The sequence below is a fragment of the Rhizobium sp. 01T444 genome, from assembly GCF_056398305.1.
Genome location: NZ_JBFTPD010000034.1, coordinates 18,243 through 43,582, shown reverse-complemented (window position 1 = coordinate 43,582; position 25,340 = coordinate 18,243). Strand labels below are relative to the sequence as shown.

Annotated in this window: 23 protein-coding genes; 16 read left to right on the top strand and 7 right to left on the bottom strand. The window is 60.2% G+C overall.

The window, feature by feature from the left end; translation table 11 throughout:
* Positions 1-3 precede the first annotated feature (3 nt).
* From AC1DTN_RS31445 to AC1DTN_RS31395, 11 genes are all read left to right on the top strand, one after another.
* On the top strand, positions 4-705 hold the full coding sequence (locus tag AC1DTN_RS31445) for a ribulose-phosphate 3-epimerase (RefSeq protein ID WP_477924088.1): 702 nt from the start codon (positions 4-6) through the stop codon (positions 703-705).
* Between the two features lie 14 nt (positions 706-719).
* Positions 720-1,700, top strand: coding sequence for an ROK family protein (locus AC1DTN_RS31440; RefSeq protein WP_442207460.1), 981 nt, complete (start codon positions 720-722; stop codon positions 1,698-1,700).
* Between the two features lie 251 nt (positions 1,701-1,951).
* Complete coding sequence (locus AC1DTN_RS31435; RefSeq protein ID WP_442207459.1) at positions 1,952-2,698, top strand: histidine phosphatase family protein; 747 nt, start codon at positions 1,952-1,954, stop codon at positions 2,696-2,698.
* A gap of 162 nt (positions 2,699-2,860) precedes the next feature.
* The gene (locus AC1DTN_RS31430) at positions 2,861-3,559 is read left to right on the top strand and encodes a GntR family transcriptional regulator (protein WP_310388994.1); all 699 of its coding nucleotides are present in this window, start codon (positions 2,861-2,863) and stop codon (positions 3,557-3,559) included.
* Positions 3,560-3,793: 234 nt separating this feature from the next.
* The gene (locus AC1DTN_RS31425) at positions 3,794-5,341 is read left to right on the top strand and encodes an ABC transporter ATP-binding protein (RefSeq protein WP_442207458.1); all 1,548 of its coding nucleotides are present in this window, start codon (positions 3,794-3,796) and stop codon (positions 5,339-5,341) included.
* Positions 5,331-6,407 (top strand): ABC transporter permease, encoded by a 1,077-nt coding sequence (locus AC1DTN_RS31420; RefSeq protein WP_442207457.1) that lies wholly within the window; start codon positions 5,331-5,333, stop codon positions 6,405-6,407. Before AC1DTN_RS31425 ends, AC1DTN_RS31420 begins: the two co-directional genes overlap by 11 nt.
* Entirely contained in the window at positions 6,407-7,327 is a 921-nt protein-coding gene (locus AC1DTN_RS31415; protein ID WP_442207503.1) for an ABC transporter permease, read from the top strand. The genes AC1DTN_RS31420 and AC1DTN_RS31415 overlap by 1 nt, the downstream gene beginning before the upstream one ends.
* Before the next feature lie 41 nt (positions 7,328-7,368).
* Positions 7,369-8,469 (top strand): BMP family ABC transporter substrate-binding protein, encoded by a 1,101-nt coding sequence (locus AC1DTN_RS31410; protein WP_442207456.1) that lies wholly within the window; start codon positions 7,369-7,371, stop codon positions 8,467-8,469.
* 76 nt (positions 8,470-8,545) lie between these two features.
* Positions 8,546-9,745, top strand: coding sequence for an amidohydrolase family protein (locus AC1DTN_RS31405; RefSeq protein ID WP_442207455.1), 1,200 nt, complete (start codon positions 8,546-8,548; stop codon positions 9,743-9,745).
* Positions 9,745-11,319 carry a gamma-glutamyltransferase family protein gene (locus AC1DTN_RS31400; protein ID WP_442207454.1) on the top strand — a complete coding sequence of 525 codons (1,575 nt, stop codon included), beginning with the start codon at positions 9,745-9,747 and terminating at the stop codon, positions 11,317-11,319. The genes AC1DTN_RS31405 and AC1DTN_RS31400 overlap by 1 nt, the downstream gene beginning before the upstream one ends.
* Positions 11,316-12,560 carry an amidohydrolase family protein gene (locus AC1DTN_RS31395; protein WP_442207453.1) on the top strand — a complete coding sequence of 415 codons (1,245 nt, stop codon included), beginning with the start codon at positions 11,316-11,318 and terminating at the stop codon, positions 12,558-12,560. The genes AC1DTN_RS31400 and AC1DTN_RS31395 overlap by 4 nt, the downstream gene beginning before the upstream one ends.
* Before the next feature lie 52 nt (positions 12,561-12,612).
* Here the strand turns inward: AC1DTN_RS31395 and AC1DTN_RS31390 are convergent, their stop codons facing one another.
* From AC1DTN_RS31390 to AC1DTN_RS31360, 7 genes are all read right to left on the bottom strand, one after another.
* Entirely contained in the window at positions 12,613-13,356 is a 744-nt protein-coding gene (locus tag AC1DTN_RS31390; RefSeq protein ID WP_442207452.1) for a tyrosine-protein phosphatase, read from the bottom strand.
* Positions 13,357-13,358: 2 nt separating this feature from the next.
* Complete coding sequence (locus AC1DTN_RS31385) at positions 13,359-14,219, bottom strand: carbohydrate ABC transporter permease (RefSeq protein ID WP_442207451.1); 861 nt, start codon at positions 14,217-14,219, stop codon at positions 13,359-13,361.
* The gene (locus tag AC1DTN_RS31380) at positions 14,209-15,162 is read right to left on the bottom strand and encodes a carbohydrate ABC transporter permease (protein WP_442207450.1); all 954 of its coding nucleotides are present in this window, start codon (positions 15,160-15,162) and stop codon (positions 14,209-14,211) included. Before AC1DTN_RS31380 ends, AC1DTN_RS31385 begins: the two co-directional genes overlap by 11 nt.
* A gap of 81 nt (positions 15,163-15,243) precedes the next feature.
* Positions 15,244-16,539, bottom strand: a complete 1,296-nt coding sequence (locus AC1DTN_RS31375) for an ABC transporter substrate-binding protein (protein WP_442207449.1) — start codon at positions 16,537-16,539, stop codon at positions 15,244-15,246.
* Between the two features lie 16 nt (positions 16,540-16,555).
* On the bottom strand, positions 16,556-17,398 hold the full coding sequence (locus AC1DTN_RS31370) for a metallophosphoesterase family protein (RefSeq protein ID WP_442207448.1): 843 nt from the start codon (positions 17,396-17,398) through the stop codon (positions 16,556-16,558).
* A 260-nt stretch (positions 17,399-17,658) separates the two neighbouring features.
* A complete protein-coding gene (locus AC1DTN_RS31365) occupies positions 17,659-18,150 on the bottom strand; it encodes a TetR/AcrR family transcriptional regulator (protein WP_477924082.1) in 492 nt (163 codons plus the stop codon).
* 166 nt (positions 18,151-18,316) lie between these two features.
* Positions 18,317-20,041: a peptidoglycan D,D-transpeptidase FtsI family protein gene (locus AC1DTN_RS31360; RefSeq protein WP_037070581.1), complete on the bottom strand. Its 1,725-nt coding sequence runs from the start codon at positions 20,039-20,041 to the stop codon at positions 18,317-18,319.
* Between the two features lie 370 nt (positions 20,042-20,411).
* Here AC1DTN_RS31360 and AC1DTN_RS31355 point away from each other — a divergent pair, with 370 nt between their 5' ends.
* The 5 genes from AC1DTN_RS31355 to AC1DTN_RS31335 all read left to right on the top strand — a co-directional run bounded on the left by AC1DTN_RS31355 (position 20,412) and on the right by AC1DTN_RS31335 (position 25,311).
* Positions 20,412-20,585, top strand: a complete 174-nt coding sequence (locus AC1DTN_RS31355) for a hypothetical protein (RefSeq protein ID WP_007813042.1) — start codon at positions 20,412-20,414, stop codon at positions 20,583-20,585.
* 316 nt (positions 20,586-20,901) lie between these two features.
* Entirely contained in the window at positions 20,902-21,573 is a 672-nt protein-coding gene (locus tag AC1DTN_RS31350; RefSeq protein ID WP_442207502.1) for a L,D-transpeptidase, read from the top strand.
* Between the two features lie 13 nt (positions 21,574-21,586).
* The gene (locus AC1DTN_RS31345) at positions 21,587-22,123 is read left to right on the top strand and encodes an OmpA family protein (protein ID WP_442207446.1); all 537 of its coding nucleotides are present in this window, start codon (positions 21,587-21,589) and stop codon (positions 22,121-22,123) included.
* 289 nt (positions 22,124-22,412) lie between these two features.
* Positions 22,413-23,723 carry a polysaccharide biosynthesis/export family protein gene (locus AC1DTN_RS31340; RefSeq protein WP_442207445.1) on the top strand — a complete coding sequence of 437 codons (1,311 nt, stop codon included), beginning with the start codon at positions 22,413-22,415 and terminating at the stop codon, positions 23,721-23,723.
* A gap of 79 nt (positions 23,724-23,802) precedes the next feature.
* Positions 23,803-25,311 (top strand): O-antigen translocase, encoded by a 1,509-nt coding sequence (locus tag AC1DTN_RS31335; RefSeq protein WP_442207444.1) that lies wholly within the window; start codon positions 23,803-23,805, stop codon positions 25,309-25,311.
* The last annotated feature ends 29 nt before the right edge of the window (positions 25,312-25,340 follow it).

Below are 25,340 nucleotides of genomic sequence, written 5' to 3'. Positions count from 1 at the left end.
TCGATGTCTTCAGTCTCAAAGAACTGGATCGAGGATCTCCCGCGAGATCGCCTGATCGCCGAATTCTCCGTCTGGTCAGCCGACCTCGTGCGCCTTGCCGACGATCTTGCGCGCGTCGATCCCTATGTTGATATCCTCCATATTGACGTTGCCGACGGTCATTTCGCGCCCGCGATGTTGTTCTTCCCCGACCTCGTTGCCGGATTCAAGAGAGTTTCCGCGCGGCCCATTCACGTTCATCTGATGGCCGCCGACAGCATTCTTCTTTCGCAGATTGACCAGTTTGCCGATGCGGGAGCCGACCTGATCAGTATTCATGGCGAGAATGAAAGCGTCGCGGTTGAAGCGCTCGATCGTCTCGAACAGCGCGGGGTCGCAGCCGGTATGGTCCTCAAGGTCGAGACGCCGGTCAAGACGATAGAGGCCTACCTCCCGCGTCTGRGCTTCGTGACACTGCTGGGCACAGCCATAGGCGTAAAAGGACAGGGACTGAACGAAAATGCAGGCACCCGTCTTGCCGAAGCAAAAGGGCTGATCGCAAAGGTTAGGGCACCCCGGCGTATCGTGCTTGCCGCCGATGGCGGCATCAGGGAACATACGGTTCCGATCCTGCGCCGGTCAGGCGCGGAGACTGTCGTGCTTGGCTCCCTCGCTTTCAACGCGCCGTCCCTTGAAGAGCGGATGACGTGGCTTCGTGCCCTCTAACGCATGGTTCAGAAATGCAGCAGATTGCCATCGGGATAGATTTGGGCGGGACGCAGGTCAGGGCCGCACTTGTCGACGAAAGAGGAAGCCTCGTCGCCAGGCGCGAAGAGCTGACAGACGCCAATGGCGGCCCCGATCGCATCCTTTCGCAGATCCGGACGCTTTCGGATGAACTGCTGGCGACAGTAAAACCGTCCGATGTCGTCGGTATCGGAGTTTCTGCTCCCGGCCCCATCGATACTGTCTCCGGCATCGCAACAAGCATCCCGACGCTTTCCGGTTTTGTCGACTTCCCCTTGCGAGCCGAACTCCAGAAACGCTTCCCCTTCCCGGTCAGCCTCGAACATGACGGTATCGCAGCAGCGATCGGTGAATGGACGTTTGGCGCAGGCAAGGGCGTAGACAATCTGATTTACATAACCGTCAGCACAGGCATAGGTGGCGGCGTTATCGCCGACGGGCGCGTGTTGCGTGGTCGCAAGGGCATGGCCGCTCATATCGGGCATATGTCGGTGGTTCCTGACGGTGAACTCTGCCCCTGCGGAAACCGGGGGTGCTTCGAAGCCTATGGTTCAGGCACGGCGTTCATGCGGCGCGCCCGCGCCCGCGCCGCCGAGTGCAGCGACACGACGCTCGGTCGACCGGGTGAGGATATTCACAGTCGCGATGTTTTCGCGGCTGCAAGAGCCGGCGATGCGCTCGCCAACAGGCTTATCGATGAGGAGGCAGAGATACTTGGGCGCGGCTTCACGAGCCTCATCCATATATTCTCGCCCGACATGCTGGTGATGGGCGGCGGTCTCTCAAATGAATTCGAGCGGCTTCAACCCGGGATTCAGGGATGTATCACTCAGTGGGCGATGCCGGGCTTCAAGGATGTGAAGGTCTTGCGTGCGGCTCTCGGACAGAATTCCGGCCTGATCGGAGCTGCGGCCCTCGCCTTTCTTGCCGAAGGTATCCGTTTCGAAGGCCGGTCACTCGTTGCAAACCGCTGACAGAAGCTCAGGCATGGAACCTTTTCGCAGATCCGGTCGGTGAGATCAGCCGAGCATCGCCCGGCGGACCTCCTCGCGGTCGATCCCACCGTCCGAATGCTTAAATTCCAGGCCGGCGTATTCGATTAGCGCGCGGCCGCCCATTGGGCTGGCGTTTTGGGGGGGCGACTACGCAGTCCAACGCTTCGCGGCCATTGCACACCGCCCTCACGCCCGTCATGATGCCTCATCCTCAGCATATACAGGCAGCCATGCACATCTTTCTCGTTCGACACGGCGAATCTCTCGGCAACATCAGCGAGAGCGCCTACCGGCAGTTCGGCGATCACAATGTTCCGCTGACGGAATGGGGTTACCGGCAGGCGCTGGAAGCGGGACGCAGCATCGCTTCCTATCTGGCAGCGCTACCTGGTGTTACCAGAAAGGCGGCCATCTGGCATTCGCCATATCTGCGGACGCGCCAGACGAAAGACGCGATCATCGAGGCCTCGCCTACTGGCGCTATCGGCGATGTGCATGAGGACTATCTGCTGCGGGAACAGGATTTCGGCTTGTTTACCGAGATCTACGACCGGGCCGAGCAGCGGCGCAAATTTCCGGAAGAATTTGAGAAATGGGCGCGCCTTCGCAACAGTAGCGGCAAGTTCTATGCCCGCCCGCCTGATGGGGAGAGCCGCGCGGACGTTGCCCAGCGGGTGCGGCTGTTTCTGCAAACTGTTATGCATGACATCGGCAGCGGCAACGACACCGTAATCATCGTCGGCCACGGCGTCACCAACCGTGCTTTCGAGATGAATTTCCTGCATCACAGCGTCGAATGGTTCGAGCGCTCCGATAATCCGGGCAATGCCGATGTGACTCTGATCCACGGCACGCGTGTGGAAGGCTATCGCTCGACGCTTCTGCACAAGGCCGACGACCGTGATCCGGCCGAGGCGACCGAAATGCGCGGCGCCTACGGTTCGGAGCTGACGGTCGCACCGAAGACCAATATCTAGTCTCTATCGGCAGCGAGATTTAAGCCTTCATACGAGGGTAACTTTCTATCATCTGATCCAGAATATTTCAGCGCGGCATCGACGGGTTCGCATCACAAGTATCGCCTTGTTGTATCCCTGACGGCGCTGTAATGTATGCAGAACCAAACGAGCCTTGAAATCATGTCATCCAATTCCGACCGGGTGGATATCGCCCATCGCACACTTCGGCAGGCCATCATCGAGCAGGCGTTGAAAGCCGGTACCAAGCTCCCCGAAGACGAGATCGGTCGGCATTTTTCGATGAGCCGCACTCTGGTCCGCACGGTGTTGGCCAAGTTGCAGGCCCAGGGGCTGGTCGACACCTACCACAAGCGCACGGCCACTGTGGCCCAACCGAGCCTCGATGAGGCGCGTGATGCTTTTGCCATCCGCCGTGCGCTTGAGCGCGAGATGATGAAGGCCGTCATCAAGCGCTGGAACCCCGCCATCGAAAAACTGTTGCGGGAACATGTGCAGGAAGAGGAAGCCGCTCATGCCAAGGGAGATGTGCGCCTGTCGACCCGTCTTGCGGGCGAATTTCACCTGAAGCTTGCTGAATTGTCCGGCAATGCTCTGCTCGAGCGCTACCTCTCTGAACTCGTCTCCCGCTGCTCGCTCATCCTTGCCATGTATAGCCGGCCCCATTCGAGCGAATGCGCGATCAGCGAGCATTCCGGCCTCATCAACGCTTTGAAAAAGGGCGACTTGGCTGCGGCGGAACATCTGATGGACGAACACCTATCATCAGTTGAAAGCCGCGCCCTGATCGAAGACGATCTTGCAGCAGAACCCGATATCGGGTCGATCCTGTCGCGATTTTCCACTCGCGCAGCCGGGTGAACTGCCGGTTTTTCAATCACGTATACAAGATTCTGACTATTATGTAGACGTGATCTGCTTTCTACGCATTCTAGATTTATAGTCGCGCTTCCCGACAAGGCGGCCTATCGCTATTTTTCTCTAAACGAATTCGCGTGCTTAGCCTCTCACAGGCTTTAGGCTGCGATTTGCGATACATTCTGGCATCTATATTGCATACGTGATTTTCAGTATCATGTAGCCTGGATTTCGCTCATGTCGCATACCGTGTCATCATCGCCGGAATATCGTCTGGAGTTGCGAGGCATCCGGAAAGCCTATCCGGGCGTCATCGCTAATGATGGGATCGACCTCAGCGTCAACCCCGGTGAAATCCATGCGATCGTCGGCGAGAATGGTGCCGGCAAGTCGACGCTGATGAAAATCATCTACGGCATGGTCCGCCCTGATACCGGCGACATGCTGTGGGATGGCAGGGAGGTGAGCGTCGCCTCGCCCGCCGATGCGCAGAAACTCGGCATCGGCATGGTGTTTCAGCACTTTGCGCTCTTCGATACGTTGACCGTCGCCGAGAACATCGCCCTTGCCCTGCCGGGCAAGCAGAAGATCGAGACATTGTCCGCGAAAATTGCAGATGTCGCGACCCGCTACGGTTTGCCGGTCGAGCCGGACAGACATATTTACACGATGTCCGTCGGAGAGCGGCAGCGTGTCGAGATAATCCGCGCGCTCCTGCAGGATCCGCGCCTGCTGATCCTCGACGAACCAACCTCCGTCTTGACGCCGCAGGCGGTCGAAAAGCTGTTCGTGACGCTCCGGCAGATCGCTGCCGAAGGCTGCAGCATTCTCTATATCAGCCACAAGCTCAATGAGATCAGGGATCTCTGCCACAAGGCGACAATCCTGCGTGGCGGGCGTGTCACCGGCGTCTGCGATCCTTCACAGGAGAGCCCGGCCTCGATGGCGCGGATGATGATCGGCTCAGACCTTGCAGAGTACCGCCATCGTTCGCATAGCGTCGCCGGTGAAAGCCGGTTCACCGTCAACGGCCTTGATCTGCCGACAGCAGATCCTTTCGGCACCGCGCTGTCCGGCATCAACCTTTCAGTGCGGGGTGGAGAAATCCTCGGCATTGCCGGGGTTTCCGGAAACGGGCAACAGGAACTGCTCGCGGCTTTCTCGGGTGAAACCCGCCTGGCGAGAAACGATGCCATTACCATCGACGGCGCGCCGGCCGGCCATCTCGATCCGGCGGGGAGGCGCAAGCTCGGCCTCTGCTCGGTGCCCGAGGACCGTCTGAGGCAGGGTTCAGTTCCCTCGCTGCCACTATCAGAGAACGTGCTTCTCACCGCCAATAGCGGCGGCGCCGTCAGGGCCGGCCTCATTCATTTCGACCGCGTTCTTGGCTTTGCCGAGCGCTGCATCAAGGCCTTTGACGTTCGCTGCCCGGGACCGACAGCGCCTGCCGGCAGCCTGTCAGGCGGCAACCTGCAGAAATTCATCATCGGTCGCGAAATCCTGCAGGAGCCCGGCGTGCTCATTGTCTCGCAGCCGACCTGGGGCGTCGATGTCGGCGCGGCCCTCGTTATCCGTCAGGCTTTGCTCGACCTGCGCGAGCGCGGTGCCGCCATAGTCGTCATATCGGAAGAACTGGATGAACTGTTCGACATTGCCGACCGCATTGCCGTGATTGCCGGCGGCCGGCTGACCGAAGCACGGCCTCGCGCCGAGACAGATCGCAACGATATCGGCCTCGCCATGTCAGGCAGCAAAATGGAAAGGGAGATGGCCGATGCGCTTTGAACCGCGCCCGAAACCCTCCGCGTTGATGGTGTTCCTGTCGCCGGCGATCTCGCTCGCTCTGACGGCAATCGTCGCGATGATCATTTTCGCCTCCGCTGGCCTGGAACCATCAGGGGCGCTCGTTACCTTTCTCACCGCCCCGCTCGGCGATCTCTATGGTTTCGGCGAACTGTTAATCAAGGCTGCCCCTCTTGTGCTGATCGGCATCGGTCTTGCCATCGGCTTCCGTGCCGGCATCTGGAATGTCGGTGCGGAGGGACAACTGACCGTCGGTGTGATCTTCGGCGGCTATGTCGCCTTACATTTCGGCTCGGATGGTGGCGTCTGGGTGCTGCCGGCCATGGTGATATCAGGTGCCATTGGCGGCATGCTCTGGGCGGCAATCCCTGCCTTCCTGCGTGTCCGCTTCAACGCGTCTGAAATCCTCACAAGCCTGATGCTGAACTATGTCGCCGGCCTTTGGCTCACCTGGCTGATCTTCGGTGCATGGCGCGACCCGGCCGGCTTCAATTTCCCGCAATCCGAGCCACTCGCACCGGCCGCCCTCTTTCCGATCCTCATAGAAGGCACGCGGATGAATGCCAGCATCATCTTCGCTCTAATCGCGGTCGTCCTTGGCTGGATCTTTATGAAACGCAGTTTCATCGGCTTCCAGCTGAAAGTCACCGGCCTGTCAGCGGGAGCCGCGCGCTACGCCGGTTTCAGCGTCACGCGGGCGGTATGGATCGGAATGCTGGTCAGTGGTGCGGTTGCCGGCATCGCCGGTGTCGGCGAGATCGCCGGGCCGTTGGCGCAGATCTTTCCCAATGCCTCGCCCGGCTATGGGTATACGGCGATCATCGTCGCCTATCTCGGCCGGCTGAACCCGCTCGGCATCCTGTTGTCGGGGCTCTTGATGGCGCTGCTCTATCTCGGTGGCGATCTCGCACAGATGTCGCTCGGCATGCCCTCCTCGATCACCGGTCTGCTGCAGAGCACGCTGCTCTTCTTCCTGCTGACGGCAGATGTCCTCGTCCACCACCGCATCCGTTTCAGGACCTCCGGCAGAAAGGGCGTCACGGCATGATGAGCCAGCTTCTTCCCATTTTCATTGCCACGCTGATTGCCGGTACGCCGCTCGTCTATGCAGCCCTTGGCGAACTGGTCACTGAGCGCTCCGGTGTGCTCAATATGGGTGTCGAAGGTATGATGGTGGTCGGTGCGGTCATCGCTTTCATCACCATGCAGGCGACAGGCGAACTCTGGCTCGCCGTTCTCGCCGCCATGCTGGCGTCCATGCTTTTGGCGCTGATGTTCTCGGTGCTGGTCGTCAGCTTCCGCGCGCATCAGGTGGCCGTCGGATTGGCGATGACCATTTTCGGCACCAGCTTCGGTTCCTTCATCGGCAAGAGCTATGTCGGCATGGCGATCGTCATGGAGCCATCGAGGCTCTCGGCTTTCGCAGGCAGAATTCCGCTGCTCGGCGCCGTGCTCGGCCAGTTGCACCCGCTGGTCTGGCTTTCATGGGCGCTGTTTGCCGGCGTTTGGTTCTTCCTCTATCGCACCCGCTTCGGCCTCATCGTTCGCGCCGTCGGAGAATCGCCCTCCTCGGCCCATGCCATCGGCTACCCTGTCGTACCGATCCGCTATCTCTGCACGCTCTTCGGCGGTGCGATGGCAGGAGTCGCGGGCGCCTATATCTCAATCGTCTATACCTCGCTCTGGACCGAGGGGCTGATCGCCGGGCGCGGCTGGATCGCTGTGGCATTGGTGGTCTTTGCCACATGGCGGCCGGGCCGCTGCTTTCTCGGCGCCTATCTCTTCGGCGGCGCGACCATTGCGCAGCTCTTTGCCCAGAGCGCCGGGATCGGGCTGCCATCGGAGCTGATGTCCGCCCTCCCCTATCTCGTGACCATCGCGGTGCTGGTGCTGATCTCGCGCAACGCGACGCTGATGCGCCTCAACGTCCCCGCTTCCCTTGGACAGCCCTTCGTCGCCGGAGGCTGAACCTCACGCCACATGCCAACAAAAACAGAGAGGAACTGAAGATGAAATTCCAATCCAGACGTGATTTCCTGAAGACGGCCGCCGCCGGCTCGCTGCTCGCCGCAACCGGTGTCCGGCCGCTTCTTGCCGCCGATGAAGTGCTGAAGGTCGGCGTCATCCATATGGGGCCGATCTCCGATAGCGGCTGGGAATATTTCCAGGCCAATGCATGGCATGCCCTGGAGAATGCCTTTCCGGGCAAGGTGAAAGTGACCGCGCTTGAAAACATCGCCCAGATCCAGGATTGCGAGCGGCTCTTCCGGCAGCTTTCGTCCCAGGGCCACAAGCTGATCTTCGGCACCACGTTCTCGCAATATGCTTCGCTGAAGAAGCTCGCACCGACCCTGCCAAACTCGCATTTCGAATGCTGCGCCGGCATTGCCGCAGGTACCAATCTCGGCGTCTTCGAAGCGCGCGAATATGAAGGCGCCTATGTCACCGGCATTGCCGCAGGCCGCATGACGAAGTCCAACATTCTCGGCTGGGTCGGCGCCTTCCCCGTGCCGCAGGTCATCTACAGCATCAATGCCTTCCTGCTTGGTGCGCGCAGCGTCAACCCTGACGTTGTGGTCAAAGTCGTGTGGGCCAATGCATGGGTCGATCCGGCCAAGGAAAAGGATGCCGTCGCAGCGCTCGTTGCCCAAGGGGCTGACGTTCTCTCGGGCAGCCCCAACACGCCCGTTCAGGGCCTTGCCGCGGAGGAGAAAGGCGTCTGGTCGATCGGCAATACCGGTGACTTCTCGCGCTATGTGAAGAAGAAGCAGCTCGTCTCCTACGAACTCGACTGGAGCTCGGCCCATATCAACGCCGCCAAGGCGGTGATGGAGGGCAACTGGAAGCCGGAAAGCACCTGGCTCGGCCTTGGCGAAGGCGGCTATGTCAAGATGACGACGAGCAGCCCGGACCTGCCGGAATCCGTCGCCAAGGAAATGAAAGCGGCCGAGGACGCCATCGTCGCCGGCAAGCTGAAAGTCTTTGCAGGCGAGATCAAGGACCAGAACGGCAAGGCAAAAGTCGCCGCCGGCCAGGAACTGGCCGAGAATGACATCAAGGGCATGACATGGCTCATTGAAGGCGTACAAGGTACGCTGCCGCAGAACTGATCCTCCATCGCTGGAGAATAGCCGGACCCTGCATCGGGCGGGGTCTGGCCGATAATGGAAGGGAAAGGAACCATCAGTGAGTGCAGTGGAAACAGTCTTCACCAACGCAAAGCTTGCCGACGGTACGCTGAAAAACATCATGGTGCGGGACGGCCGGATCGCGGCGATAGAGCCGGCAAGCTCCAGCGAAGGCGCGAAAGATGTCGTCGATATTGGCGGAGCGCTCCTCGTGCCGAGCTTCGTCGAGGGTCATATCCACCTCGACACGAGCTTCTACGGAGACAAATGGATCCCGCACAAACCGTGCACCAATGGTTTCGACGTGCATGAGCGCGTCGCCTTTCAGGCTGAGAATATGGCTGCCGCAGCGCCCATGGACGAGCGTGCCCGCAACCAGCTCGATCTCTGCATTTCGAACGGCGCCTTGCAGATGCGCAGCCACGTGATGGTCGATGGGTCGGTCGGGCTCAAGTCGCTCGAAACCATCCTGAAAGTACGCGAGGAATACGCTGACATCATCGACATTCAGCTCGTCGCCTTCCCGCAAAGCGGTATCCTGAAGAGCCCGGGTACGCCGGAATTGATGGATGAGGCGATCGCAATGGGTGCCGATCTCGTCGGCGGGCTCGATCCGCTCTCCTTCGACCGCGACATCAAGGGTCATCTCGACGTGGTCTTCGGCATTGCCGAAAAGCGCGGCGTCGATGTCGACATCCATCTTCACGACGCAAGCACGCTTGGCGCGATGACGATCGAGGAGATCTGTGCTCGCACAACCGCCCTTGGTATGCAGGGGCATGTCGCCGTCAGCCATGCCTACGGTCTTGGCGATCTCGCGCCCGACGCCGCCAAGAAGATCGCTACCCTGATCGCCAAGAGCGGCGTCTCGATCATGACCAATGCGCCCGGCAACCACAATTTCCCTCCTGTCGCACTGCTGCGCGCTGCCGGCGTCACCGTCTTCAGCGGCAGCGATAATATCCGCGATTCCTGGTGGCCCTTCGGGGATGGCGACATGCTGCGCCGCGCAGAGATTATCGCCTACCGCTCCGGCTTCTACACCGATGCGGAACTCAGCGCCGCCTTCGACGTGGTGACATCAGGCGGCGCCAAGGCGCTGCGGCTGGAGGGCTACGGCATTGGTATCGGCGCAAAGGCCGATTTCGTCACCCTTGCAGCCGAGCATGTGCCGGAGGCCGTCGTCGCCATTCCAAAGCCACGCCGGGTCTTCAAGGAAGGCCGCCTCGTCGCCGAGAACGGCTCCGTGATACGCTGATGTCCAATCCAGTCACTCAGAATAGTCGAGCTGACACGTCGTCCCGCGGCGCCATGATTGTGACGCCGCATTGGCTTGCCAGCGAGGCAGGCGCGAAGGTGCTGCGGCGCGGAGGAAATGCCATTGAAGCGCTGGTTGCCGCCGGCGCAGCTCTTTCGGTCACCTACCCGCATTTCTGCGGGCTCGGCGGCGATGGCGTCTGGCTGATTGCGGATGAGACGGGCAAGGCACAAACCTTCCTAGGTATTGGTCAGGCGGCGGGCGTCATTCCGGATGGAGACATCCCACTTCGCGGTGCCCGCTCCACACTGACGAGCGCCTGCCTCGTCGATAGCTGGGAGAAAGTGCTTGCCCATTCCGTAGCCGAATGGGCAGGGTCGGAGAGCTTACCAGGCCTGCTTGATGACGCGATCGCCCTGGCGGACGACGGCTTCGAGGTCAGCCGCTCGCATGCCTTCTGGTACGAATTCCGCCGCAGTGAACTCGGTAGCTGGCCGGGCTTCACGAAGCTGTTCCGATCAACAGGCATTCAGCGGCAGCCGGAACTTGGCAAGACACTTGCCGCCATTGCCCGCCATGGCACCCGTGAATTCTATGAGGGCGCGCTTGCCCGACGGATCGCCACCGGGCTTGCAGAAGCCGGCTCGCCGCTTTCGGCCGCCGATCTCGCTGCAACGCGAACCGATCTCGCGCCTCCGCTCCGGCAGACTTATCGCGACACAACCCTGCTCGCACCGCCTCCCCCAACCCAGGGAATAACGACGCTCGGTATCATGGGCGTGCTCAATCATCTGGCCATGGCAAACTTTTCTCCCGACAGCGCGGCGTTCTACCACAGGCTTGTCGAAGCGGTGAAACAAGCCTTCCTCGACCGGCATGCGATCGCCGATCCCCGCTATTCGGCCGATGTTTCCTCGGCGCTGCTCGATCCGGTGCGGCTCGCAGCAAAGGCGGCGGCAATCGATCCCAGCCGCGCATTAGCATGGCCGCAGCCCTATCGGCATGGTGACACGGCCCTGCTTGCCGCTGTCGATAGCAAGGGGCGCTGCGCATCGCTGCTGCAAAGCCTCTACTTCGACTGGGGCAGTGGCGTCGTGGTCAGCGATACCGGTATCCTCTGGCAGAACAGGGGGACGGCCTTCAGCACCGACCCCGCCAGCCCCAATGTCGCCAGTCCCGGCAAGCGACCGTTCTACACGCTCAATCCCGGGCTCGCTCTCAAGAACGGTCGCCCGCATCTCGTCTACGGTACCCAAGGAGCCGATGGACAGCCACAGACTCTGTCGCTGCTCCTCAGCCTGCTGATCGACCATGGGCTCGATCCAGCCGCCGCGCTATCCCGCCCGCGCTTTCTGCTCGGTCGCACCTTCTCCGATAGCCGGGATAGCCTGAAGATCGAGGAGAATGCTGGCACGGAAATTGTCGCCGCGCTCGCCGCCATGGGCCATGAGATATCGACGATCGACAGCTTCAGCCCGCTCGGCGGCCAGGCCGGCGTGATCCGCATCGGGCAAGATGGGATGATTGACGGCGCCCACGATCCGCGCAGCGACGGAGGCGCGATCTCGCTGTGACGATCACCAACCAATTGTTCGATCTCGTTATCCGCAACATCCGCATTGAAGAAAATGACGCTCTCGTCGACATAGCCGTGCGAAAGGGTCTGATCGCTGACATCGGATCCGATATACGGTGCGAGGCCATAGAAAGCGTCGATGGCGAGGGCGCTTTCGCCTTCGGTGGATTTGTGGACACGCACATCCACCTGGACAAGGCCTGCATTCTTGACCGCTGCACGATTTGCGAAGGCACGCTTGCCGAGGCGGTGCGGGAAACGGCCAGGGCCAAGGCGGGCTTTGAGGGAGAGGATGTCTATGCCCGGGCCGCACGCGTCGTCGAGAAGGCGATTTCGCACGGTACCACGCGGATGCGGACCTTTGTCGAGATCGATCCCCGCGCTGGCTTCCGCTCGTTCGAGGCAATCAAGCGCATTCGCGCGGATTATGCCTTCGCAGTTGATATCGAGATCTGCGCCTTCGCCCAGGACGGGCTGACGAACGAGCCCGAGACATCAGGCATGCTCGATGACGCCCTTTCCAATGGTGCGGATCTGGTCGGCGGCTGTCCCTATACGGACCCCGATCCCAACAGGCATATCGAAATGATCTTCGCGCTGGCACAAAAACATGACTTGCCGGTCGATTTCCATCTCGATTTCAGCCTCGATCCTCACCGAACCGATCTGCCGGCAGTGATCGAGGCCACGCTTCGTCACGGTTGGCAGGGTCGCGTGGCGATCGGCCACGTCACCAATCTCTCTGCCATGTCACAAGCAGAGGTCGTCGCCATCGCCGACAGGCTGGCTGAAGCCGGCATTGCACTTTCCGTTCTGCCGTCCACCGATCTGTTCCTGAACGGGCGCAGCCATGACCGGCTGGTGCCCCGCGGCGTTGCGCCCGCCCATCTGCTGGCAGGCCGTGGTGTCACCACCTCCATTGCAACGAACAACGTGCTCAATCTCTTCACCCCCTATGGCGATGCCTCGCTGATCCGAATGGCCAATCTTTTTGCCAATGTCGCCCAGCTCTCGCGGGATGAGGACATGGCGCTGGTTTTCGACATGGTGACAGAAGTGGCGGCACGCCAGCTCGGCGGCATGAGACGGTTGCAAGTGGGCGCCGAGGCGACGATCGTGCTGCTCGATACTCCTGGCCCGCGTGCGGCGGTACGCGAGATCGCCCGCGTCATTGCCGGCTGGAAGGGCGGACGCAGGAGTTTCGATAATGGCAGACCGCGCCTCTATCGGCCGGGCTGACGACGCTCGATTTACGCAGGCTGCCCTCTAGCTCAACGCGTCAGAGCAAGCCTCAATCGCACAGCCGCTGCCTGAGGTTGGTGATTTCCGCTTCGCCCAAGCCTATCTGCGCGAGATAGGAACCAACGCGGCCATAATGCCCGGCAAGGTACCCGAGTGCCCGGGCCATGCTCTGCGGTGCCGAGGCGAGTATCAGGTCTGCAAGATCAGAAGGTACGCCGCGTGCGATTGCCCGTGCCCGGAAGTCGGTAAGCAAGGGCGCGAATATCGAGCCGGTCAGCGCATAGTCCTCGATAATCGTTGCTTCATCGACGCCGGCGTGCGCCAGCATCAAAGCGGCGATGATGCCGGTGCGATCCTTGCCGGCCGTGCAATGGAAGAGAACGATCCCATCGGGTGCGTGTGCGATCGCCGTCAGCACCCTGGCGATCGCCGGCTGGCAATTGTCGAGGGCGTGACAGTAACGGTCGCCCATGTCGAAATCGGTCGCTTCCGCTGCCATCAATTCGACCGGCGCTAGGGCCGAAAACAACGAGACGTTTTCGTAGTAAACGCGCGGATCATTCAAGAACGGATTGGCTTCACGTGCGAGTTCCTGAGAATTGCGCAGGTCGATCACCGTCGTGACCCCATGGGCGATCAGCGCCTCGATGTCGGCTTCGCTCAGCGCATGCAGGGCGTCGCCGCGCAGGACCGAGCGCCAGCGCGTCTGCCTGTCATTGCCAGCCGGATAGCCGCCAAGGTCGCGCACGTTATGGGCGCCTTCCAGCGCGATAAGTCTCTCATAATTTTGCATGATCAGCGGATTCCGGATTTCATGAAGGATTCGATGACGTGGCGCTGGAGCACGAGATAGATCAGCAGGATCGGCAGACTGGCGAGTGCCGCCGCCGCCATCAGCGGCCCCCAGAGGTTGCCCTCCTGGGTCATGAACATCTGCAGGCCTATCTGCACGACCGAATTCTCGGGCTTTCGCGACAGGAGCAGCGGCCAAAAATATTCGTTCCAGGCGGAAATGAAGGCGATGATCGACAAGGAGGCAATGGGCGCGCCCATGTTGGGCGTGACGATCTGCCAGAGGATGCGCAGGCTTCGTGCCCCATCCATGCGGGCAGCCTCCAGCACTTCGGTCGGGAAGGCCCGCATGGCATGATAGAGAAGCAGGATCGCAAAAGCGTGGGCGGCATTCGGCACGACGAGGCCCGTCAATGTGTCGAGCAGCCCTAGCCTGGAGGCGAGCACATAATTCGGGATCATCGTGACCTGGAAAGGCACGAGCCAGGAGAGCGCAATCAGACCATGGACGACAGACGATAGCCGCATTCGCCAGCGCACCAGCGCGTAGGCGGCAAACATGCCGGTCACGACCTGCAGCAAGGCAGTCGCGGCTGCTACGATCGCCGTGTTGAAGAGCATCTGCAGCATCGGCACGCGCGTTAACACGAAGAGGTAATTGTCGAAGGTCGGACGGGACGGCCAGAGTGCAGTGGAGAAGATCTCGTTCTCCGGTCGCAACGATGTGACGATCATCCAGTAGATCGGAAAGATCGAAACGAAGGAAAGGAGCACCATGATGGCGTGCACGCCGAGTTTGCGCACCAATCCGCGGGACGGAGCCGATCGGCTCGGCCTATGATCGTCGAGTCTGTCAGTTGTCATAGAAGGCAAACCTCTTCGTCAACCACATGCACAGCGCAGCAAGCACCGCGAAGCCGGCAAAAGCGATCATACCGGCGGCCGAGCTCCAGCCAGCTGAAAGCGTCTGGAAGCCGTATTCCCAGAGCAGGTAGAAGATGTTGGTCGTGGACTTCAGCGGGCCGCCATTGGTCAGCACATTGATATAGGCAAAGCTCCACTGCGCGCCGAAAAGCACCGTCATCATCGACAGAAGCAGGATCGTCGGCGAGAGCAGCGGCAGCCTGATATCGCGGATGATGCGCCAACGGCTGGCACCGTCGATGCGCGCCGCCTCGATATAGGACGGGTTGATACCCGCATTGGCGGCGGAAAAGAGCAGCGTCGAAAAGCCGATCAACTTCCAACCGGTGATCCAGGTCAACGTCGGCAGGGCATAGGCGGGATCGGTCAGGAAGCCGATGCGGCCGAGGCCAAGACCCTCGAGAGCGAGCGTTATAAGCCCCTGGTCTTCGTTCAGCAGCCAGCGCCACAGGATGGCGGCTACGACTGGAGCAATGATCATCGGCACGAAGATCAGCGACCTGTAGATCGTCCGGGCGCGGCCGCCGAGATCCTGCGTCCAGATCGCCACGAAAAGCGGAATGATTACCGACATCGGAAACAAGCCGATCGTGTAATAGAGCGTGTTCCAGAGAGCGTTGCGCATTTCCGGCAGCGCCAGCAACCGCTGGTAATTGGTCAGTCCGACAAAGCGTTGCGGCGACGTCGGCAGCATGTTCCACTGATAGAAAGACAGGCGGAATGTCTCGGCAAGCGGGATGTAGGTCCAGACCATCAGCAGGATGAGCGCAGGCGCCAGATAGAGCCAAGGCGCAATGGTAAACCGTTCGCGGGTCATTTCCGACCGCACCGAAGCCATTTTCGCTGTGGCGGGGCCGGCCACTTCTGCCTGGATATCTGTCATTGGCGAAAGCTCCGATCGACTGTCGGCAAAGGGCGGCCCTCGTCGCCGCCCCTCACCTTCCTCGTGAAGATCAAGATGGGCTTATGGCATCAGGTCCTGACCCTGCTCCTGCGCACTCTTCAGCACTTCGACCGGGTCGCCGCTTCCGAAGACAGCTTCGCGAACACCGTCCATCATCATCTTTTCGACCTGGCGATAATTCGGTCCGGGAAAGGCGATATTGGCGGTCAGACGGTCGAGCTGTTTGATGTTGGCCCGAAACATCGGATTTTCCTTGAGCCAAGGGCCGAGATAGTTCGGGTCGTTGACGATATCGAGGCGCAGCGGCAGGTAGCCGATCTTGCTGGTGATGATCGTGTAGGCTTCCTTGCTCGTCAGATATTTGAGGAGCTCATAGGAGGCGCGCTGCTTGTCGGGGTCCTTGCTGAAGACGAAGAGTGCACTGCCGGAATTGGTCGGCGCCGTCGGCTTGTCGCCAAAGGAGGGCATCGGTGCGAGCCGCAGCTCGAACTTGCCCTGGGCCGACTTCTTGACGCTGGACAGTAGTGCGCTCGTATAGAGGAACATGCCCATGTTGCCGGCGGCAAACGTATCGGATGCGCTCGCCGGATCGATCTTGGCATGCGCGCCGCTGTCGACCATGTTGCGCAGCATCTTCACGGCGTCCGCCGCGTCCTTGTCGGCAAAGGTCAGCTTGTCGCCGTCGCGCACCTTGCCGCCATTCGACATGACGATCGACTGATAGACGAAGGTGCCGTCGGTCGGGCCGTAAGCGCCGGGGAAGAAGCCGCTCTTGCCGGTCTTCTCCTTGATGGCCTTGCCGGCAACGTTGATATCGTCCCAGGTCCTCGGGGGCTTGTCCGGATCGAGGCCCGCCTGCTTGAAGAGGTCGGCATTGTAAAACAGGATCGGCGTCGAGAACGTATAGGCAAGGCCATAGGTCTTGCCATCGACCTTGCCGAGTTCGAGGCCCTGCGGGATCATGCCGGCGAACTGATCCTTTAGTTCGTTTGCATCGACCATGTCTTCCAGCGCGTTGGCGCCGAGGTCGCTGGCGATGTAGATCAAATCGCGGAACACCAATTGCGCCACGTCCGGCTGCTTGCCGGCGACGATATCGGCCTGCACGCGCGACATGATCTCATTGGACGGGACGGCGACGGTCTCGACCTTGATGTTGGGGAATTTCTTTTCGAAACCGGCAATCAGTTCCTTGGTGGCATCGGCCCCGGCGCTCGCCGAGGCGAGATTGTAGTTGTAGAAGCTGATCGTCACCCGCTTGTCGACGGATGCAGGCATTTCGGCGAATGCGCCCAATGGTAAGAGCGAAACGGCGGCGAGTGCTGCCGTGAACTGCGACATGGTTCTGCGCAACATGGACATCTCCTGGAATTTATTCGGCCGCGACGGGCACAGCCCGCGCCAACAGCATTTCGAGTGGATAGGTGTTGAGTTCGGCGCGGTCGGATGGCAGCGGCACGAAGGCCATGGTCAGGCCGGACGGACGGATGGTGCCGATGCCGAAGGAGGCGCCGCGCACCATGCGCAAAATGTCGGTTCGCAGAATGTCGGTCGCTGCATGCTGGCCGGTGCCGACAATGACAGGGATGCCGTGCCAGACGGACACGCGGTCATGATGGATGTGGCCGCTGAGGATGCCGATGATATTGCGACCCTTGAGCAGCGATCTGAAGCGTTCCGACTGCGGAAAATGAATGGTCCGCCAGTGGGTTGTATCGGGTTCTTCACCTAGAGCCGGCGGATGATGGACGACGATCAGCTTCGGCAGATCGGGATGCGTATCCAGTGTCGAGGCCAACCAGTCGAACTGTTCCGGATCGATCGTGCCGCCGATCAGTCCCGGCGTCGAGGAGTCGATCGTGACGATGTGGATGCCATCGACGACGACATCGTGATCGTAGGGGGCATCCGGATCTTCGGTCGCAACGCCCATACCCTCGTAAAAACCGGGACGGGTGTCGTGATTGCCGAGCGCATAGATCACCGGCACGTCGATGCGTGCATCCATGATCTCCTTCAGTCGGCGGAAGCTCTCCGCATCACCGCGGTTGGTGAGGTCGCCACTGGCGATCACGAATTGCGGCTTAGGCGTGACTGTGGCGACCAGATCGAGCACTTGGTTGAGCGTCTCGGTCGTATCGCTGTAAAGATGATCGTCATCGGCGGTGCCGATGTGCAGGTCAGTCAGATGAATGAAAGTGGTCTCGCGGCGCATCGGAAGGCTCCCTAACGGTTCTCTGATGAAAACCGATAGAGGGGGCGTGTTTCGCAGGCGTGACGGATTTCGAATGCTGTTMGAAAGACGTTTGGACTTCATCCGCGAAGATCAGGAAGCCCGACGGAACATCGGCGCAATCACCTCAACCATGCGCGCGATGACGAGATCCGGATTGTCGAGATCCATCTGACGATTGGTGAGAAGTTCCGTGCGCTGCCTGCTGCGGGTGACCTGCGACCGGATGCCGAGCGCACAGTTCAGCCGCCAGCCGATATCGACGTCATCGAGCCAGGCGCGATCCGCTTCAATTGCGGAATGAAGGCCCTGTGATGCGCGACGTCGTCGATGATGCGACGGTAATGCGGCGCGCCGTCACGGTGACTGTGTGCCATCGAGGTGAAGTGCGACAGCACTGGATAGCTCGATGTGGGATCGGTCGCCCAGTGGATCGACGGACCGACAAGAGCTGCGATCACCTCCTCGATATCGGGGGGATTGGGCGCCCGCCGATCGACGGCTTTCTGCAGCAGGCCCAGGCGCTCGGCGTTCAGACGGCGATAGACGCGCTCTGCAACGGCGGTGATCAGTTCTTCCTGGGATCCGAAATGATAGACGATCGCCGAAGGCGTCGCCTGCGCCTGGATCGCGATCCGGCGCGCCGTCAGTTCTTCGAGGGCATGCGCCTCGCAAAGCAGCAGCTCGCAGGCATCCATGAGGCGTTTTGCAGTGACGTTCGTTCGACTGGACATGAGGCGCGCACCTTCGCCCAATGACCTAGGCCGCAAGTATGTAGCCTGGATGACGCAACGCAATGAAAGTTCGATGAACTTCATTGCCGGCAACTATTCGGTCAATAATTGCACTGCTCAGCAGAAAAAACCGTCACAGAAGATTTCAAACCGCGCCCGCCAGCCCTCAATATGAGGCCAGCAGGTTCTGCCCGAAATCCGGTTCGACGCCCAGAATGGGCGCGGCGCGGCTAATGATGTCATGCACCATGGGTGCTGCCGTATTCGTCGCGAAGGTGAGCCCGTGCTGGCCGGTCAGCGGTTCGTCGATGAAGGACAGCACGACATATTTCGGTGCATCGATCGGGAAGGCCGCGAGATAGGCGTTGAAGCTCAGCGTGTGCGAATAATGGCCGTTCACGACCTTGTTCGCCGTGCCCGTCTTGCCGCCGACATGGAAACCAGGCACGTCGGCCGTGCGTCCGGAGCCTTGTTCGCCATTGAGCTTGAAGAGTGCGCGGATCGTGTCGCTTGTGCTTTTCTTGACGATCTGCTGCTCGGTTTTCGCTGCCTCCTCGGCCGAGCGCGGCAGGAAAGTCGGCTCTATGAGCTCACCGCCATCGACGAGAGCGGCACCGGCAACCGCTGTCTGCAATGGCGTGGTCGCGACACCATGGCCGAAGGAGATCGTGATCGAGTTGATCTTCTTCCATACTTTCGGCTGCGTCGGCGTTTTCACCTCCGGCAGTTCGGTCTGCATCTTCGTCAAGAGGCCAAAGCGGGTCAGATAATCCTTCTGGCGATCCATGCCGACCAGATCCATCATCCTCGCCGTACCGATATTGGAGGAATAGCGGAAGATTTCCGGAATCGTCAGCCAGCGGCGCGGCACGTCATGGTCGTCATGGATGATGAAGCCGCCGTAGTGCAGCGGGCCGGTGGCATCGAAACTGTCTGAGAGTTTGACCGTGCCGCTGTCGAGCGCCAATGCCATCGAGAAGGTCTTGAAGGTCGAGCCCATTTCGAAAGTGCCGTTCGACATGCGGTTCAGCCAGCCTTCGCTGCCGGTCGCCTGCGGGTCGTTCGGGTCGAAATCGGGGGCGGAAGCCATGGCCAGAACCTCGCCCGTATGGATATCGAGGATGACGGCACCGGCGGCCTTGCCCTTGTAGGTGGTGATAGCGTCGGTGACCACGTCATGAACGACATTCTGCGCCCGGATGTCGATCGACAGCTTCACCGGCTCCAGATTTTCGCGCACCGCAAGCCCGGTGGATTCCAGATCAGAGAGCCCCTGCATGTCGAGATATTTTTCCATGCCGGCCATGCCCTTGTTGTCGATATCGACATAGCCGAGAATGTGGGCCGCCGTGCGCCCTCCAGGATAGAAGCGCTTCACTTCGGGGCGGAAGCCGATGGCGGGGAGGCCGAGAGCCAGAACCTCGCTTTGCTGCTTCGGCGTCAGCTGGCGACGCAGCCATGTGAACTGCGAACGCTTGTCCGACAGTTTCTGATAGAGCGTTTTCCGGTCGAGTTCCGGGAAAAGCTGTGTGAGCTTCTCGACCGCTTCATCGACATCGACCATATGGCTCGGCTCGGCAAACATCGAAACCGTGCGGATATCGGTCGCCAGGAGTTCGCCGTTGCGGTCGAGGATATCCGGCCGTGAGGCCATGATCGGATTTGGCGGAATGCTTGATGTCGTCGTGTCGACGGCAAGGCCATAATAGATCAGCTTGCCGAACATTCCGACGTAGACGATGCCGAGGACGCCTGCGAGGGTGACAATACGGCTTCTGGCTTGCCGGGCCGTTCCGGCGGTCTTGCGAGCGGCTCGCGTGAAGGGGGCAGATTCGAAGGTGAGCTTTACCAGCCGACCGCTTCTTACGCTGATACTATGAATGATCGACATTGCCACACACCGAGAACAGAACGCACTTGCGCATAACCCACCCGTCGGCATCGACTCTCGAGGGGAGGCATGTGCGGATTTAAAGCCCTACGCGGCGGAACACATTCCCACGGCTCTGGTAGAACGTTTAAACTTCTGCCCATCTGAGACCTGGATGGTTAACAAGGTCTTATCCGGCTGCGTGCATTTTGTCGCAGCCGCTCTGTACGCCCGCGCCAAAAATCACTGGAGGATTTAAAACGATTTTAAAATAACCACCCAGAAAGCTAATCGATTTTAATTTTACGGTTAAAATTTTCTTGTTGCAGCGCAAAAAGAATTCGGGCCTAAATCCCTCCGAAGGGTCAATTTGCTCCTCGGAGGAACGCATATGACTGTGACATTTCCGCTAACTGAAAAGCGCAACGCCGATGAGTTGCTTAAACATCTGATCCAGCACAACCTCTCCTATCCCGGAAACTGTGCCGTTTCGCTCAAGGCTCACGTGGCCCTTGTCACTTCTTCCCATACGTTCGCGCTCAGCACCGCACGGACAGCTTGGTAGCGATCGACAGCCTCAGTCCTCCCGAAACGCGGAGATGAACAACCGGCAGGCCAGCCAAATACCGTCTGATCAGCGGCTCCCCGCACGGAACCGCGATCCAACTTCGCAAGGCCGCACAGTTCGTGGCCGCCTCCTGGCGATGTTATGCAGGTGGGTATAGCGCCGATCTCGCCGAGTAACGATCAGAGCAACGCAGACCCCGGACATTAGCAACTCGACCTCAGTCTTTAGGGGATGAGAAGAGTTTTGTGTTGTGACAAATGAAAAATCTGATTTACTGGCACCGCGCAGCTTGGCTTTGAGGGGGATACGGCCGATGGTGTGGACTCGCAGGGATATTCTGCTTGGTGGATTGGCGTTACTTGGCACCGGCGCGGTAGGGAAACCGGCCTTTGCCCAGGCAGCTTCCTATTTTGCCGGCACCGCAGTCGACAATGGCGTCACGTTCCGAGCGACCAACTTCGCCAAGATCGACAAGCAATGGCACCGCCAGGTTGTCAAATATTTCAGCAGCGAGCCGATCGGCACCGTTGTTGTCGATACGCGGCATCATTTTCTCTATTTGATCATGGAGAACAAGACAGCCATTCGCTACGGCGTCGGCGTCGGCCGCGAGGGCTTCAAATGGTTTGGCCGCGCCACGATCGACAACAAATCGCTTTGGCCGCGCTGGACACCGCCTCTGGAGATGCGCAAGCGTCATCCCGAACTGCCCGAATTCGTGGCGGGAGGCTCGCCGAAGAATCCACTCGGGCCCCGTGCCATGTACCTGCTGCGTGACGGCGTCGATACCGGCTATCGCTTCCACGGCACGTTGGAACCGTGGAGCATCGGCAAGGATGCCTCCAGTGGCTGCATCCGAATGTTCAACGAAGACGCCATTGATCTTTACCAGCGTTGCCCGATCGGCACCGCGGTGCAGGTTCTGCCGCATATTGCCGACCAGGCGCCCGCCGCCGAGGTCAGCCAGGCCACCCCGGTCGAATGAGGAAATCAGCTTGATGTCTGTTTTGACCGCATATGCGAGGCGCCTTGCCGTCTCGGCCATGCTTCTGGCGCTCACGGCCTGCACCACCACCGATATCGCCTCCGTGGAGGAACCTGCGACAGCACCGATGACCGGCCAGACCAACGATCCCGCACCCGGTTTCGAGAACGTCAAGGCTGGCAGTGAAGAGGATTTCATCCTCAGTGTCGGCCGACGGATCTACTTCACGCAAGATTCCGCCAAACTCGATACCGTCTCCATGACAACGCTGGACAACCAGGCTGCCTGGCTGAACAGGAACCCGGCCTGGCTGATCAAGCTGCAGGGATTTGCCGATGATTCCGGTTCGGAGTCGAAAATGAAGAACCTGTCGCAGCAGCGCGCCGATGCCGTCATGGCCTATCTCGTCTCGAAGGGCGTCGACGCCAACCGCATGTGGGCCAAGGGTTACGGTGCGGATCGGGAAGTTCGCGACTGCACACAGCGTTCGTGCAAGGTGCAGAACAGGCGCGTCGTCGCCAATCTGCGCACGGAGCGGGATGCGATCTGACTGCAATTTCCTTGCTTATGACCTCAATCCGTGGGGGGCGCGCCTGACCTCTCCGCTTCCAACGGCCGTTCGTGAGCCGGAGATATGTGCGCCCGCTCGATTTGGGTTGAAGCACACTACCCCGTCTCATCAAAAGTGATGAAGCCAAGCATCCGGCCTTCATCTTCCTCAAGGCTTCGCCAGGCTGCACACTGATGTTGCGGCCTCGGACCCGGTGTTCGGCGTGCGCGCAGCGTCTAAGGCATTGAACCTGTATCCGATTAGGATGCTTTGCAGGCTGGACATGTAAATGAAGTTTTCGTACCGCGTTCCTCACATGTTCTATCGTGCGACGTTTGCCGTCAGCGCACTCGTCTTTCTCGCCGGCGCTGTGTCGCCAGCTTACGCCGACGACACGCCCTTTGCTCCGCAAACGAAAATCCGTCTGACGGTCGTCCAATGGATGCCGTCCAAGGGTCAGTTCGAGCGATGGGATGCGATCGGCGGCGAATATACGATTTCGAATGAAGGCGCAGTCTCCCTGCCCTTTCTGGGATCGCTGTCCGTTGGAAATCTGGACAATGCCGGCCTAACCAATGAGATTGCCAAGCGCCTGCAGGAAAAGATGGGTTTGGCCCAGACACCTGCGGTCACCATCGACATTCTCGACTATCCGTCCATCTATGTCGTGGGAGACGTAACCACGCCGGGGGAATACAAGTTTCGCTCCGGCCTTAGCGTCCTGCAATCGCTGGCCATGAGCGGCGGCCCACTGCGGCCGGGAGCACGGCAACGATCGCAAACGATCACGCTTGCCGGCGACTTGCGGGAAATCGACCATTCGCTGCTGCGCAGCTCCGCAAAGCTCGCGCGGCTGCAAGCGGAGATGGCCGGAGCAAAGGAGATAAGCTTCGACCAGCCGCCCGCCGTCGACCAGCAATATGCCGCCAGTATCCATGACGAGGAGAGGGTCATATTTCAGGCGCGCGCAAGCGCGCTGGACAGGCAGTCGACGGCGCTTGTCGAATTGCGCAATCTCTTGAAGGCGGAAATCGATACGCTGGAAGAGAAGCTGAAGGGTTCGGATGACAATATCCAGTCGGTCGAGGAGCAGTTGACCAGCGTCAAGACGCTGGTCGAGAAGGGCCTCACGATCACCTCACGCCAGATGGATCTGGAACGGTTGCTCACCACCTATCGCTCCGACCGGCTCGACCTCGTCACGGCTATCATGCGGGGTCGCCAGGCGATCAACGAGACGACACGCAATCTCGAGGGACTTTCCGACACACGCCGGAGCGAAGTCGCTTCCGAGGTGCAGGCGGAAAAGGCCAACCTCGATCAGCTCAGATTGAAGCGCGACACGACACAACAGCTGCTTCTTGAAGAGCTCTCCAACGGCAGCAACGTGAGTGACAGCGGTGAAGAACTTCCGCTGACATTCACCGTGAGCCGGCGGGACAACGGACAAGTCAATCAGTTCCAGGCCTCCGAAACGACGGAACTGGCGCCGGGTGACGTGGTCAAGGTAATACAGCCCCGCATCGCGGATGCGCCGTCCGACGACGCCACTGCGCTGCCTGTTCAGACAGAGGCGCATATCAGTCAGGTGAGCCGGTGAAGCGCGAAAAGCATGTGCCGCAGCCGCGCTTTCGGCGGGCGGTTGAGCGTCATCACGGGATAAACGGCTGGGGCATCTGATGACTTTGCGCATGACCCCACCCAGCAGCCAGACTTACACCCAGATCCTCAAGTCGACGATGTTGATGGGCGGCTCTTCGCTCGTGAACGTCGCACTCAGCATTATCAGAAACAAAGCCATGGCTGTTCTCCTCGGGCCGGAAGGCGTAGGGCTCATGGGCCTTTACGGGTCAATCCTCGATATCGCGCAGGCGATTGCCGGGCTTGGCGTGGGAAGCAGTGGCGTGCGCCAGATTGCCGAGGCTGCGGGCACCGATAACGCAGAAAGGATCGCGCGATCGGCGACAGTGCTCAGACGCATATCGTTGGTGCTCGCATTGCTTGGTGCGCTCCTTCTCGCCGCGCTGGCATTCCCGGTCTCGAATTTCACTTTCGGCGACTACCAGCATGCCGGTGGCATCGCATTGCTGTCGCTGGCAATCTTCTGTCGACTGGTCTCTGCAGGGCAGACTGCATTGATCCAGGGCCTGCGGGGCATTGCAGATCTTGCCCGCATCAACGTGCTTGCCGGGCTTTTCGGCACGGCGGTCAGCATCCCGCTGATCTATTTGTTCGGCATGCAGGCGATCGCACCGTCTCTCGTGGTGATCGCGGCTGCCTCAATCCTTCCGACCTGGTGGTACAGCCGGCGGATCTACCCGCATCCCTCGCCAATGCCCGCGCGCCAGTTCGGCCGGGAAGTGTCGGCGCTGCTCAGGCTCGGCTTCGTCTTCATGGCAAGCGGGCTTCTGACCTTCGGTGCAGCCTATGCCATCCGCCTCATCGTGCTGAAGGAGGGTGGCGTCATGGCGGCGGGATTGTATCAGGCAGCCTGGGGCCTTGGCGGCCTCTACGCCGGCTTCATCCTGCAGGCTATGGGAACGGATTTCTATCCACGGTTGACCGCAGCAGCGGACAACGATGCCGAATGCAATCGGCTGGTCAATGAACAGGCCGAAATCAGCATGTTGCTGGCCGGCCCCGGTCTGCTCGCCACGCTGACCTTGGCGCCGCTCATGATGAGCTTGTTCTATTCTGCGGAGTTTCACGGGGCCGTGGATCTTTTGCGCTGGATTTGCCTTGGAATGATGCTCCGGATCATCTCCTGGCCGATGGGCTTCATTGTCGTGGCGAAGCGTACCCAGGCGATTTTCTTCTGGACGGAGGTGGCGGCCGCAGTCGTTCATGTGGGGCTCGCCTGGTTCTTCGTATCGCTGCTCGGCACGCCAGGAGCCGGCATGGCGTTTTTCGGCCTCTATGTCTGGCATAGCATTCTGATCTACGTGATCGTGCGGAAGGTTACCGGTTTTCGCTGGTCCACCGGCAATCGCAGGCACGCTTTGCTTTTCCTGCCTGTCTCGGGATTGGTCTTCCTGTCGTTCTCGGTCCTGCCGCTATGGCCGGCGACGGCGATTGGCTCCGTCGCTGTGGCTCTCACCGGGCTCTATTCGCTGCGCATGCTGGTTGATCTGCTTCCGCCAGAATCCGTGCCAGCAATCATCCGGGGATGGATTGCGAAGTCTGCATGACGAACAATGCGCGCATCGGGTGATACGCG

What these genes read in the sequence shown, in the direction of transcription:
- AC1DTN_RS31440 (WP_442207460.1), top strand. Translation starts at nt 720, where the DNA reads ATGCAGCAGATTGCCATCGGGATAGATTTGGGCGGGACGCAGGTCAGG.
- AC1DTN_RS31375 (WP_442207449.1), bottom strand. Translation starts at nt 16,539, where the DNA reads ATGTTGCGCAGAACCATGTCGCAGTTCACGGCAGCACTCGCCGCCGTT.
- AC1DTN_RS31360 (WP_037070581.1), bottom strand. Translation starts at nt 20,041, where the DNA reads ATGTCGATCATTCATAGTATCAGCGTAAGAAGCGGTCGGCTGGTAAAG.
- AC1DTN_RS31400 (WP_442207454.1), top strand. Translation starts at nt 9,745, where the DNA reads ATGTCCAATCCAGTCACTCAGAATAGTCGAGCTGACACGTCGTCCCGC.
- AC1DTN_RS31435 (WP_442207459.1), top strand. Translation starts at nt 1,952, where the DNA reads ATGCACATCTTTCTCGTTCGACACGGCGAATCTCTCGGCAACATCAGC.
- AC1DTN_RS31430 (WP_310388994.1), top strand. Translation starts at nt 2,861, where the DNA reads ATGTCATCCAATTCCGACCGGGTGGATATCGCCCATCGCACACTTCGG.
- AC1DTN_RS31340 (WP_442207445.1), top strand. Translation starts at nt 22,413, where the DNA reads ATGAAGTTTTCGTACCGCGTTCCTCACATGTTCTATCGTGCGACGTTT.
- AC1DTN_RS31365 (WP_477924082.1), bottom strand. Translation starts at nt 18,150, where the DNA reads ATGTCCAGTCGAACGAACGTCACTGCAAAACGCCTCATGGATGCCTGC.
- AC1DTN_RS31335 (WP_442207444.1), top strand. Translation starts at nt 23,803, where the DNA reads ATGACTTTGCGCATGACCCCACCCAGCAGCCAGACTTACACCCAGATC.
- AC1DTN_RS31410 (WP_442207456.1), top strand. Translation starts at nt 7,369, where the DNA reads ATGAAATTCCAATCCAGACGTGATTTCCTGAAGACGGCCGCCGCCGGC.
- AC1DTN_RS31345 (WP_442207446.1), top strand. Translation starts at nt 21,587, where the DNA reads ATGTCTGTTTTGACCGCATATGCGAGGCGCCTTGCCGTCTCGGCCATG.
- AC1DTN_RS31385 (WP_442207451.1), bottom strand. Translation starts at nt 14,219, where the DNA reads ATGACAACTGACAGACTCGACGATCATAGGCCGAGCCGATCGGCTCCG.
- AC1DTN_RS31415 (WP_442207503.1), top strand. Translation starts at nt 6,407, where the DNA reads ATGAGCCAGCTTCTTCCCATTTTCATTGCCACGCTGATTGCCGGTACG.
- AC1DTN_RS31350 (WP_442207502.1), top strand. Translation starts at nt 20,902, where the DNA reads ATGGTGTGGACTCGCAGGGATATTCTGCTTGGTGGATTGGCGTTACTT.
- AC1DTN_RS31420 (WP_442207457.1), top strand. Translation starts at nt 5,331, where the DNA reads ATGCGCTTTGAACCGCGCCCGAAACCCTCCGCGTTGATGGTGTTCCTG.
- AC1DTN_RS31370 (WP_442207448.1), bottom strand. Translation starts at nt 17,398, where the DNA reads ATGCGCCGCGAGACCACTTTCATTCATCTGACTGACCTGCACATCGGC.
- AC1DTN_RS31425 (WP_442207458.1), top strand. Translation starts at nt 3,794, where the DNA reads ATGTCGCATACCGTGTCATCATCGCCGGAATATCGTCTGGAGTTGCGA.
- AC1DTN_RS31380 (WP_442207450.1), bottom strand. Translation starts at nt 15,162, where the DNA reads ATGACAGATATCCAGGCAGAAGTGGCCGGCCCCGCCACAGCGAAAATG.
- AC1DTN_RS31390 (WP_442207452.1), bottom strand. Translation starts at nt 13,356, where the DNA reads ATGCAAAATTATGAGAGACTTATCGCGCTGGAAGGCGCCCATAACGTG.
- AC1DTN_RS31355 (WP_007813042.1), top strand. Translation starts at nt 20,412, where the DNA reads ATGACTGTGACATTTCCGCTAACTGAAAAGCGCAACGCCGATGAGTTG.